Genomic DNA, 11,719 nt, shown 5'->3' on the forward strand with positions numbered 1-11,719 from the left:
CTCGTTTCTTAAGGCCAGGTGCTGATTCGGCGTCCATTGACCGCATAACGGTTGGGGGGCGTCGACGGACTGCGCGCCACATCAGAAGGATGCACGCAATGCACGCTGACGCCTCTCCCGTTTTTCCCCTGACCAAGGCGCAACGTGGCCTTTGGGTGGCCAACAAGTTGCACACCGACAATACCTTGATGTTGGCCGAAGTACTGGAAATGTTCGGCCCGCTCAATCCCCAGGTGCTGATCCGCGCCAGCATGCAGCTGACGCACGAGTTCGATACGCTGCGCCTGTGTATCGTCGAGCGCGAGGGCGTGCCTTCGCAGGTGGTCTTGCCCGAGTACAACGGCACGATTCCATACTTCGACGTCAGCTCAGATCCTGCTCCGCGTAATGCGGCCGAACATTGGATCGACGAAGAAATCCGCAAGCCGGAAGATCTGCAGAACGGACCGCTGTGGCATTGCGCGGTGTTCCGTCTTGGCGAAGATCATCATCTATGGGTGCAATGTGTGAGCCATCTGGTGATGGACGGCTATTGCGCGTCGGTCATGATGCAGCGCATGGCCGTGCTCTATAACGCCTACGTGGCCGACATGGAGCCGGAGCCTGCGCAGTACGGCAGTGCATTGTCGCTGCTCGAAATGGAACAGCACTATCGCAACTCCGATCGGTTCCAGCGCGATCGCGAATACTGGATGCAGCAGTTGGCCGATCTGCCGCCGCCGGCGACGCTGGCGCGGCCGGGCAATCAGCTGTCCACCGGGCTATTGCGTGGCACCGGGCAGTTCTCGCCGCAGCAGGTGGTGCGTTTGCGCGCGCTGGGCAAGGAGTACGGCGCCAGCCTGCCGCAGATGCTGATTTCGCTGATTGCGGCGTACTACTACCGCTGCACCGGTGCCGAGGACCTGGTGCTGGCGATGCCGGTCACCGGCCGCATCAACGCGCGCTACCGGCAAACCGCAGGCCTGGTGGCCAACGTCATTTCGCTGCGCCTGAAGATGGATCCGCAGCAGCCCATCCATACCTTGTTCGCGCAGGTATCCTCGGTGGTGCGGAACGCCTTGCGACATCAGCAATATCGCTTCGAGGACGTGCGCCGCGATCTGGGCATGTTCGGGATGGAGCAGAAGTTCGCACGCCTGGCGGTGAACATCGAGCCCTTCGACTACGCCTTGCGCTTCGGCGAGGCGTACGCGGTGCCGCACAACCTTTCCAACGGCCCGGCCGACGACCTCACCATCTTCTGCTACGAACGCGGCGATGGTGCAGCGGTGCGTTTCGATCTGGATGCCAACCCGGCGTTATACGACAGCGACGAACTGGCCGAACACTGCCGCCGTCTGACCCATCTGGCCGATGCGGTACTGGCCGATCCGGAATGCGCGCTGGGCCAGGTCGATGTGCTCGGCGATAGCGAGCGCCGGCGTTTGCTGCACACCTGGAACAACACCGCAGCGCCGCTGCCGGAACCGGCCACGCTGTTGCACGGGATGCTGCAACGCGCCGAGTTGATGCCTGCGGCCGTGGTGGCGCAGTACGACAACCGCACGCTCGACTACGCCACGTTGTGCGAGCTTGCCTCGCGCATCGCCGCGCAATGGGTGGCCGATGGCGTGGGCCCTGGCGATGTGGTCGCGGTGGCGTTGCCGCGCAGCGAACAATTGTTGGTGGCGTTGCTGGCGGTGATGTGGAGCGGTGCGGCGTACCTGCCGCTGGATCCGGAGAGCCCGGCCGCGCGCAACCGCCAGATGCTCAACGATTCCGGTGCCATCGGCCTGGTCTGCGAGCCGGCACTGTGCGAGCGCTATCTGCTCGGCGGCATGGTCTGGCTGGATCCGCGCCCGGCCGTGTTGCCGGAGGCGATCGCACCGCTGGCGACGCCCGACGGCACCGCGTACGTGCTGTACACCTCCGGCTCCACCGGTGCGCCCAAGGGCGTGGAGATCAGCCATCGCAACCTGTTCAATTTCCTGCATGCGATGGAGCACGAGCTGGCATTGCGTCCGCGCGATCGTGTGCTGGCAGTCACCACCATCACCTTCGATATCGCCGGGCTGGAGCTGTACCTGCCGTTGCTGGTGGGCGCGCGCGTGGTCATTGCACCGGCCGGTATCAGCCACGACCCGCGCGGCCTGTCGCGGTTGATCGCCGACGAACACATCAGCGTGGTGCAGGCCACGCCATCGCTGTGGCGCATCCTGCTGGCCAATGAGGATCTGGTGCTGGATCGCATCCACGCGTTGATCGGTGGCGAGGCGTTGGTGCCCGAACTGGCCACGCAATTGCTCAGCCGGGTGGGGCGCCTGACCCAGTTGTACGGGCCCACCGAAACCACGATCTGGTCGACCATCATGCCGTTGCAGCTGACAGATGCCGCCGCACCGGCGATCGGCAGGCCGCTGCTCAATACGCGCGTCTATGTGCTGGATGCGCAGCGTCAACCGCTGCCGACCGGTGCGATCGGCGAGCTGTATATCGGCGGCGCGGGCGTGGCCAAGGGCTATCGCGGCAAGCGCCAGCTGACCAGCGAGCGTTTCATGCGCGACCCGTTCGCCGACGACGGCAGCAGCATGTACCGCACCGGCGACCGCGTGCGTCAACGCAGCGATGGCCTGCTGGAATTCATCGGGCGCGCCGATGCGCAGCTGAAGATCCGCGGACATCGGGTGGAGCCGGCCGAAATCGAAAGCGCCTTGCTGCTGCATTCGCAGGTGGCGCAGGCGGTGGTGGTGGGCCACAGCGATGGCGAGCATGCCTTGCAGCTGCTGGCTTATGTGGTGGGCAAGCACGGCAACGCGCCATCGGTCGAGCTGCTACGCGCGCATCTGCAGCAGCGCCTGCCGGCATCGATGATTCCTACCCTGTGGGTGCCGCTGGAGGCGTTGCCGCTGACCCCCAACGGCAAGCTGGATCGGCGCGCATTACCGGCGCCTGGCGCCTTGCCGCAACGCGCGCACCTGGCGCCGCGCGATGCGCTCGAACGCCAGTTGGCAACGATGCTGCCGGAGGTGCTGGGCATCGAGGTGGTGGGCGTGGACGACAACTTCTTCGAGCTTGGCGGCGATTCGCTGCGTGCGGCGGAAATGGCCGCGCGTTTCCCGCAGATGTTCGGGGTGGAACTGCCGCTGGGCACGTTGTTCCATGCACCGACGATCGCCGGCCTGGCCGAGGTGATCAAGCGCAGCGCACACACGCCCAACGACCCGTTGAGCATGCTGCTGCCGCTGCGCTCCGGCACCGCCGGCACCACGCCGCTGTTCTGCATCCATCCGGTCATCGGCCTGGGCTGGTCGTATCTCACCTTGCTGGGTCAGCTGGATCCGCAGTGGCCGGTGTATGCGCTGCAATCGCCGGGCTTGAGCGACCCGCAGCACCGTCCGGAGAGCATCGAGGCGATCGCGCGCGATTACCTGGCGCATCTGCGCAGCGTACAACCCAAGGGGCCGTACCGGCTGCTGGGCTGGTCGCTGGGCGGTTTGATCGCGCACGCCATCACGGCCGAATTGCATGCGCTGGGCGAAGAGGTCGAGTTGCTGGTCATGCTCGACAGTTACCCGCATCTGGAACAGGCCGCATCGCTGTCGGAATCGGAGAACGTACGCGCCTCGGTGCACGCGTTGGCCCTGCATCTGGCGCCGGGCCAGCCGATGCCGACCACGGTCGCCGAGCTTGCCAGCCTGCTGTGCGATCACTACGGGCTGAACGAGTTGCCTGCGGTGCGGCAGTTGCTGGAGCAACGTCCCACCTTGCTGGACGATCTGGGCGCCCTCACCCAGCATCACCTGCACCTGGCGCGGCGTCATCGGCCCAGGCAGCTGGACCAGGATGTGGTCTTTGTCGAAGCGAGCGTGCGCATGAGCTCCGGCGGCGACGATGCGCTGTGGGTGGATTACCGTCCCCAGGCGTGGCACCCGTACGTGCGCAACCTGCAGCTGCACGCTCTGGACAACGACCACCATTCGATGCTCTCGCCGACGCATTCGGCCACGCTCAGCACCTTGCTGCACGCGGCCACCGCAGAGGCCGCGCGGGCTGCACAGCCTGTAGGGCAGACCGGCCGTAGTGCGGTCGCCGGCGACGGAGTGACCGAATATGCCTGAGTCCAGAGCCGATCCGTTACGCCAGCGCCCGGTGGTGATCGCCACCCTTGGCACGCATGGGGACGTGCGCCCGATCATTGCGCTGGCGCTTGGCCTGCAGCGGCGTGGGTATCCGGCGCGGGTGCTGACCAGCTCCAACTTCGAGACGTTGATCCGTGCCCACGGGCTGGAATTCTTCCCGCTCAGCGGCGATCTCCAGAAGCTGTTGCAAGACCATCCGGATGTTGCCGAGATGCGCGGCGCCCCTGGCATCTTGCGCAAGAAGTTGCTGGAGTGGGCGCGCGATTGGCCCGCACAGGGCCGCGCGGCGTGTGCCGACGCCGGCTTGATCCTGGGTGTGGGCAGTGCCAGTTTTCTCGTCCATAGCCTGGGCGAGGCGTATGGGGTGCCGGTGGCGTTTGCGCAGTTGCAGCCGCTCACCGAGTCGCGCCACCTGCCGTTGATGCTGATGCCCAACCTGCGTTTGCCGGGAAGTGTCAGCGTGGCATTGCATCGCCTGATGCGCTTTGTCGGCTGGCAGCTGATGCGGCCGGCCCTCAACAATATCGTGCGTCCGGCATTGGGGCTGCCGGGGTATCCGTGGAGCGGTCCGGATCGCAGCGGGCTACGCGTGATCTACGGCTATAGCGCGCACGTGTGTCCGCGTCCGCCGGACTGGCCGGAAAGCGCGCAGGTGTGCGGCTCCTGGCAGCTGCCACCGTCGCAGTGGCAACCGCCAGCCGCGCTGCAGGCGTTTTTGCAGGCCGGGCCGCCGCCGCTGTATATCGGCTTCGGCAGCATGACCAGTAGCGCCGTCGCGCAGCTCACTGCCACGGTCAAGGCAGCGGTGCGATTGACCGGGCAGCGCGCGTTGCTGGCCAGCGGCTGGGGCGGTCTAGGGGCGGGGGACACCGCTGCCGCCGATGACACCGAGCGCTTCTTCCATCTGGAACAGGCACCGCACGATTGGCTGTTCCCGCGTGTGTCGGTGGCCGTGCATCACGGTGGTGCCGGCACCAGCGGTGCGGCGTTGGCGGCGGGGATTCCCTCGGTGGTGCTGCCCTTTGGCTACGACCAGTCGTTCTGGGCGCATTGCCTGGCCCAGCGTGGCGTTGCGCCGCCAGCGCTGGCGCGTGCCGGGCTGCAGCCAGAAGCCCTGGCCGCTGCCATCCAGCAGGCGAGCACGCCGGCCATGCTTGCGGCCGCGCGCGCACTCGGTCAACGGATTGGCGAGGAAGACGGTGTCCGCACTGCGGTCGATCAACTGGAAGCCTGGCAACTGCTTGAACCGACGGCAGTGGCGCCCGCGGCGGCCGCTCGCACCGAGCAGCACGCCATCGCATAAGCATGGGGTGCTGCGCATCCGCCGCAGCAGTTGATGCGCGCACGGCAGCGCGGTACGGCAGCGCGTGGTTGGCAGCGACGCACTGCGCGCTGCCGGCATGCGGCACAATCGGGCTCCCTCGGTTGATCTCGCCCGCATGCGCTATCCCGCTTTGGACCTGTTGCGTGGCATCGCCATCGTCTGGGTGATGCTGTTCCATTCGTTCGTGGTCGGCGGGTTGGGGAAGGACTGGGAATGGCTGTCGCGCTACGGCTGGATGGGGGTGGACCTGTTCTTCGTGCTGAGCGGCTTTTTGATCGACACCCAGGTGCTGACCCCGCTGTCGCGCGGCAAGCCATTGGACTTCACCGATTTCTACCTGCGCCGCGCATTCCGCATCCTGCCGGCGTTTTTGGTGGTCTTGGCGATCTACATGGCATGGCCGGGTTTTCGCGAATCGCCTGGGCTGGCGCCATGGTGGATGTTTCTCACCTTCACCTTGAATCTGTTCATCGACTACGGCGAGCAGGCCGCGTTCTCGCATGCATGGTCGCTCTGCGTGGAAGAGCATTTCTATCTGGTGTTTCCGTTGCTGGCGACGTTGTTGTTGCGGCGTCCATCGGCCGCGCGCGTGGTCGCGGTGTGCGTGGCGGTGGTGGTCGCCGGCATCGCGTTGCGCACCAGCGTGTGGCTGCACAACGCGGCGCTGGATCAGCTCGGCGGCGGCCAGCAGCGCAACTGGTTTGTCGAAGATCTCTATTACCCCACCTGGAACCGGCTGGACGGCTTGCTGGCCGGTGTCGTGCTGGCAATGGTGAAGGTCTTCCGCCCCCGCACATGGCAATGGCTGCAGCAGCGCGGCAACACCTGGGCGCTGGCCGGGGTGGCCACGCTGGCACTGGCGATGTGGTTGTTCCGCGAGCGAACCGGCCTGCTGGGCAACGCAGTGGGCTGGCCGGTGCTTTCGCTGGGGCTAGCCTTGCTGGTCTTGGCAGGCACCGCGACCGACAGCGCACTGGGCCGCCGACGCGTGCCGGGCGCTGCCTGGTTGGCCGCCATTTCCTACAGCATGTATCTGACCCATAAGGCGATGTTCCATGTCACCCAGGGGTGGTTCGATGCCACGCTGGAGGGTCGTGGCGTCCTGGCCTTTGCAGTGTATGGCGTGGTGGCGCTGGCGGCGGGTGCGCTGCTGCATTACGTGGTGGAGCGTCCGTTCCTGCAGCTGCGCGGCGCGCTGCTGCGGCGGCGCGCAGCCGTGCGCCGCGATGCAGAACGTGCGTGATGCGATCTGCAGTCATCCATCGCACGGGCGGGAGTTGAAAAAAAGCCGCGCAATGCGCGGCTTTTCGATACTCGGTAGGGCTACGCGGCGCAGCGGGATGTATGGCTGGCGCACTGCGCGCGCACCGCCCCAGCCCTGGCTTCAGTGCAACGCCTCACTGCGCGTCGCGCGCCACCTGGAACCCCGCAAAGGACTGGGTCACCGGCATGATTTCCAGGCGGTTGATATTCAAATGCGCCGGCAGGCTGGCGACATAGAAGATCTGTTCGGCGATGTCTTCTGCCGTCATCGGGGTGGCGCCACGGTATAGCGTATCCGACGCCGCCTGGTTGCCCCCGGTGCGCACCAGGGTGAATTCGGTCTCGGCCATGCCCGGTTCGATCGAGGTCACGCGCACGCCGGTGCCGTGCAGATCAGAGCGCAGGCCCAGCGAAAACTGCTGCACGAAGGCTTTGGTACCGCCGTAGACGTTGCCGCCGGTATATGGGTAGGTTGCCGCGACCGAGGCGATGTTGATGATGGCGCCGCGGCGCGCGATCAACGCCGGCAGCAGGCGGTGGGTGAGCGTGACCAGCGCAGTGACATTGGTGTCGATCATCTGCTGCCACTGCGCCAGGTCGGCCTGCTGCGCCGGTGCGGTGCCCAGCGCCAGGCCGGCGTTGTTGACCAGCACGTCGATATCGGCGAATGCGGCCGGCACTGCGTCGATCGCGTTCGACAAGGCGCGTGCATCGCGCATGTCGAACGCGGCGGTGTGGACCTGCCCGGCCGGCAGTTCAGCGGCCAGCGCCTGCAGGCGTTCGGCGCGCCGGCCGGTGGCGATGACCTTCCAGCCGGCTGCAGCGAAGCGGCGCACGGCGGCGCTGCCGAATCCGGAGGTAGCACCAGTGATCAGGACGGTCTTGGACATGAGGAACTCCAGGAGGACAGGGGGGCGGGAACCAGATTCAGTGAGCAGGCCGCGGGTTCGCCATTGCGGCATGCCGTGCACGTAGCAGCTGTTCGGTCAGGGTCTGGCGCGCGACGACTTGGCCACGCCGCAGCTGCAGCGCCACGTACGGGGCCGGCGCGTGCGCAGCGCTCGTCGCGGTGGCGGGCAGCGCGACGATCAATTCGCCATCTACCCAGACGGCGGGCACTGGCGCTGCCTGGCCCGGGAACAGTACGTCCAGCGGCAGCGTGGGCGGCGCGTCGTTACAGGCGCCCAGGACCACGCGATCGAGCACCAGCTGTTGCCCGTCCAGACGCCAGTGGGCGCGGTAGCCGCGCCAGTTGGCGCTGCAGCTGCCCAGCGCACTGCCTGCGTGCGCCACGAAGCGCTTCCAGGTGGCTGGGTCGTCCAGTGGGCCGGACAAGGGTTCGGCCAGCAGCGTGGCCTGCTGGCCGTCGATCTGGATCAGGTCGGGAAGTTGATCGGTGGCCTGCGCCGGGCCGGCCCACGCCAGCACGCACAGCAACACGCCAGCGATACGCCGCAACACGGGCGTTTACTGCGCCTTGATCGCGATGGCGGACAGGCCACTGCCGGTGAGCTTCTGCTTGGCCTCGGCAAGCTCGCTGGCGCTGCCGTAGGGCCCCATGCGCACGCGATAGACCGTCTTGCCGCTGATGTCGGCCGATTCCACGCGTGCGGCCAGGCCCATCATCGCCAGCTTGGCCTTGGTGGATTCGGCATCGCCGGAGGCGCCGAACGAGCCGGCCTGCAGGATGTAGCGAGTGTTGTCGGCGACCGCCGGCGCAGCAGCCGTCGGCGCTGTTGCAGCGGCGGCAGTTGCGACGGGCTTGGGCGCGGCGGCGGCCGGCGCGGTGAGTGCGGCGGTGCTGGCCGGAGCCGGCGTGGCGGCCGGGCGTGCAGGGGCGGTTTCCGGCAGCGGCTTGGGTACGCTGGCGGTGGTTTCCTTCAACGGCGTCGGGACGCTGGTGGTCGGTGTGGCGGCAGCCACACTGGCGCCGGGTGCGGGGGGCACTGGTTTGCCTTCCAGCGCCGCACGCGCACGCGCGGCCTCTTCGGCGCGCGCGCTGGCCGCCAGTTCGGCATCGGACATCTGCACTTCCTTGCCGGGCAGCAAGGTGTAGAAATCGTACTGGGTCTGCGCATCGCCGGGTTTGGCCTGCGGCTTGGGCGGCTGTGCACTGGGCTTGGGCAGTTCGGCCGGCGTGTCCACGTCGGCATCGGCCACCGGCTCGGGCTGCGCATCCGGATTGGCACGCGGGCCCACGCGCAGGAAACCGTCGCCGTCCTTCTTGAACAGGTTGGGTGCGGCCAGAAAGATCACTGCCGCAATCGCGGCGCCAGCCACCAGCCACACCCAACCGGGGGTGCCATTGCTGGTGTTGCGCCGGGCCTGACTCTTACCGCGTCGTGCTGCCATCTACCACTTCTCCGAATCGTGTCGTTGCGGGCCCGCTGGCCCGACTTGCTGTGGCAATGCGCGCCGCTGCGCTGATTGCCCGGTGAGCGCCATCAGCGCCCGAGGTGGCAGGCCGGCGCCTACCGCAGTGCCATGCGCTACGCTGCTGCCTGCGATGGCGCCCGGGAGCTACCGCCTGTTTACATCTTCTCCGGAGCGCTGACGCCGAGCAGTTCCAGGCCATTGGCCAGCACCTGTTGGGTGGCGACCGCCAGGGTGAGCTTGGCGTCGCGCTCGGCGGCAGCGTCCACCAGCACCTTGCTGTTGTGATACCACGTGTGGAAGGCGTGCGCCAATTCACGCAGGTATTGCGCGATCTGGTACGGCTCCAACGCCTGACCGGCGATTTCCACCACTTCCGGGTAACGCGACAGCTCCAGCATCACCGCCAGCGAGTGTTCGTCGTCCAGGCATGCGAGCTCGGCCAGACCATGGGCCTGGTCGTACTTGTAGCCCTTTTCCTGCGCCTGGCGCAGCACGCTGCATACCCGCGCATGGGCGTACTGCACGTAGAACACCGGGTTGTCGTTGCTCTGCGCCCGCGCCAGGTCGATATCGAAGGTCAGCTGCGAATCGGGCTTGCGCGCGATCAGGAACCAGCGCACCGCATCGGCGCTGGTTTCTTCGATGAGGTCGCGCAGGGTGACGTAGCTGCCGGCACGCTTGGACAGTTTCACTTCTTCGCCGCCGCGCATCACCGTGACCATCTGGTGCAGCACGTATTCCGGCCAGCCCTGCGGGATGCCCAGCTCCATCGCCTGCAGGCCGGCGCGCACGCGCGTCAGCGAGCCGTGGTGGTCGGCGCCAAGTTCGGTGATGGCGCGTTCGTAGCCGCGTTGCCACTTGGTCAGGTGATAGGCCACGTCCGGCACGAAATAGGTGTAGGTGCCGTCGGACTTGCGCATGACGCGGTCCTTGTCGTCGCCGAAGTCGGTGGACTTCAGCCACAGCGCGCCGCCTTCCTCGTAGGTGTGGCCGGAGGCGATCAGCTTCTGCACCGCTTCTTCGACCTTGCCGTCCTTGTACAGCGAGCTTTCCAGGAAGTAGATGTCGAAATCGACCCGGAACGCAGCCAGGTCGTGGTTCTGCTCATTACGCAGGTACGCCACCGCGAAGCGGCGGATCGATTCGAGATCGGCCGGATCCTTGGTGCCGGTGACCAGATGGCCTTCCAGATCGACGGTGTCGCCGGCCAGGTAGGCATTGGCCACATCGGCGATGTAGTCGCCGCGGTAGCCGTTTTCCGGCCAGCCGTCGCTGTCGGGGGTGAGCCCCTGCGCACGTGCCTGTACCGACAGCGCCAGGTTCTCGATCTGCACGCCGGCATCGTTGTAGTAGAACTCGCGCTTGACGTTCCAGCCGTTGGCATCGAGCACGCGCGCCAGGCTGTCGCCGATCGCCGCGGCACGGCCGTGGCCGACATGCAGCGGGCCGGTCGGGTTGGCCGAGACGTATTCCACGCCCACCGAACGGCCGTTGCCGGCCAGGCCGCGCCCGTAGTCGTGGCCTTGCTTGATCACATGCGCCACTTCGCGCTGATACGCGGTGGGGGCCAGGTGGAAATTGATGAAGCCCGGACCGGCGATTTCCACCTTGGCCACGTCGTCGCTGGCCGGCAGGGCCGCCAGCAGCGCCTGCGCCAGTGCGCGCGGATTGCTGCGCGCAGCCTTGGCCAGCAGCATCGCGGCGTTGGTGGCGAAGTCGCCGTGCTCGCGGGTCTTGGGTCGCTCGACCACAAAATCCGGCGGCAGGGTGTCGGCGGGCAGGGTGCCATTGGCGCGCAAGGCTTCAATGCCTTGGCCGATCAGTGCGCGGAGTAGGGCTTTCACGTGGGATCTGCTTGGAACCAAACCAGCGATTTTACCCGACCGCGTGCCGCAGGGTCCGAGCAATGGTTCAGGTCAGCGCACCACTGCTCATTCCAGCCAGCCGCGTTCGGCGAACGACACCGGCCGACCGTCGCCGATGACGAAATGGTCCAGCAGGCGGATGTCCACCAGCTCCAGACTGTCAAGCAGGCGCTTGGTGACCGCGCGGTCGGCCTCGGAGGGCTCCGGATTACCCGACGGGTGGTTGTGCCCGACGATCACCGCCGCCGCGTTGTGCAGCAGCGCCCGCCGGACCACTTCGCGCGGGTGGATGTCGGCCCCGTCGATGGTGCCGGTGAACAGTTCTTCGAAGGCGATGGCGCGGTGGCGGTTGTCCAGGAACAGCACCGCGAACACTTCATAGGCCCGCGCGCGTAGCCGCTGCGAGAAGTAGCGGCCCACGCTGGGCGGGTCGCTGAGGGCCTCCCCGCGCTCCAGCGCGCTCATCAGGTGCCGCTGGGCCAGTTCCATCGCGGCGGCGAGCTTGCAGGCCGAGGCCGGGCCCAGCCCGGGCAGGCGCGTCAGCGCCTTGGCCGGGCGGTCCAGCAACAGACGCAGCGGGCCGTGCCGATGCAGCAGATCGCGCGCGGTCTGCACCGCATCCTGGCCGCGCAAGCCGGAGCCGACGAGGATCGCCAGCAGCTCGGCATCGGACAAGGCAGTGGCCCCGCGCGCCAGAAGTTTCTCGCGCGGGCGTTCGTGGGTGGGCCAGTCGTGTATGTGCATATGGCGAGATTGCCGGTGCTCATCGCCGA

General features: G+C 67.0%; 8 protein-coding genes. 3 read left to right on the forward strand and 5 right to left on the reverse strand.

Annotated elements, in window-relative coordinates:
* Positions 1–98 precede the first annotated feature (98 nt).
* The 3 genes from F7R02_RS15630 to F7R02_RS15640 all read left to right on the forward strand — a co-directional run bounded on the left by F7R02_RS15630 (position 99) and on the right by F7R02_RS15640 (position 6,685).
* Positions 99–4,097 (forward strand): non-ribosomal peptide synthetase, encoded by a 3,999-nt coding sequence (locus F7R02_RS15630; RefSeq protein WP_078588781.1) that lies wholly within the window; start codon positions 99–101, stop codon positions 4,095–4,097.
* A complete protein-coding gene (locus F7R02_RS15635; RefSeq protein WP_078588783.1) occupies positions 4,090–5,421 on the forward strand; it encodes a glycosyltransferase in 1,332 nt (443 codons plus the stop codon). The genes F7R02_RS15630 and F7R02_RS15635 overlap by 8 nt, the downstream gene beginning before the upstream one ends.
* Positions 5,422–5,557: 136 nt before the next feature.
* On the forward strand, positions 5,558–6,685 hold the full coding sequence (locus tag F7R02_RS15640; protein ID WP_078588784.1) for an acyltransferase family protein: 1,128 nt from the start codon (positions 5,558–5,560) through the stop codon (positions 6,683–6,685).
* A 154-nt stretch (positions 6,686–6,839) separates the two neighbouring features.
* On the opposite strand, the gene F7R02_RS15645 is transcribed toward F7R02_RS15640, so the two are convergent.
* The 5 genes from F7R02_RS15645 to radC form a co-directional block, all read right to left on the reverse strand.
* Complete coding sequence (locus F7R02_RS15645) at positions 6,840–7,595, reverse strand: SDR family NAD(P)-dependent oxidoreductase (protein WP_005914392.1); 756 nt, start codon at positions 7,593–7,595, stop codon at positions 6,840–6,842.
* Between the two features lie 37 nt (positions 7,596–7,632).
* Positions 7,633–8,166 (reverse strand): hypothetical protein, encoded by a 534-nt coding sequence (locus tag F7R02_RS15650; RefSeq protein ID WP_005914393.1) that lies wholly within the window; start codon positions 8,164–8,166, stop codon positions 7,633–7,635.
* A 6-nt stretch (positions 8,167–8,172) separates the two neighbouring features.
* A complete protein-coding gene (locus F7R02_RS15655; RefSeq protein WP_078536883.1) occupies positions 8,173–9,057 on the reverse strand; it encodes an SPOR domain-containing protein in 885 nt (294 codons plus the stop codon).
* A gap of 179 nt (positions 9,058–9,236) precedes the next feature.
* Positions 9,237–10,925 carry an arginine--tRNA ligase gene (gene argS / locus F7R02_RS15660; protein ID WP_003489099.1) on the reverse strand — a complete coding sequence of 563 codons (1,689 nt, stop codon included), beginning with the start codon at positions 10,923–10,925 and terminating at the stop codon, positions 9,237–9,239.
* Positions 10,926–11,012: 87 nt separating this feature from the next.
* The gene (radC, locus tag F7R02_RS15665) at positions 11,013–11,690 is read right to left on the reverse strand and encodes a RadC family protein (protein WP_005914396.1); all 678 of its coding nucleotides are present in this window, start codon (positions 11,688–11,690) and stop codon (positions 11,013–11,015) included.
* Positions 11,691–11,719 lie beyond the last annotated feature (29 nt).

The sequence above is a fragment of the Xanthomonas cissicola genome, assembly GCF_008801575.1.
GTDB classification, from domain to species: domain Bacteria; phylum Pseudomonadota; class Gammaproteobacteria; order Xanthomonadales; family Xanthomonadaceae; genus Xanthomonas; species Xanthomonas cissicola.

Excerpts from the sequence above, each read along its gene's own strand:
- F7R02_RS15630 (WP_078588781.1), top strand. The coding sequence starts at position 99 with ATGCACGCTGACGCCTCTCCCGTTTTTCCCCTGACCAAGGCGCAACGT.
- F7R02_RS15635 (WP_078588783.1), top strand. The coding sequence starts at position 4,090 with ATGCCTGAGTCCAGAGCCGATCCGTTACGCCAGCGCCCGGTGGTGATC.
- F7R02_RS15640 (WP_078588784.1), top strand. The coding sequence starts at position 5,558 with ATGCGCTATCCCGCTTTGGACCTGTTGCGTGGCATCGCCATCGTCTGG.
- F7R02_RS15645 (WP_005914392.1), bottom strand. The coding sequence starts at position 7,595 with ATGTCCAAGACCGTCCTGATCACTGGTGCTACCTCCGGATTCGGCAGC.
- F7R02_RS15655 (WP_078536883.1), bottom strand. The coding sequence starts at position 9,057 with ATGGCAGCACGACGCGGTAAGAGTCAGGCCCGGCGCAACACCAGCAAT.
- radC (WP_005914396.1), bottom strand. The coding sequence starts at position 11,690 with ATGCACATACACGACTGGCCCACCCACGAACGCCCGCGCGAGAAACTT.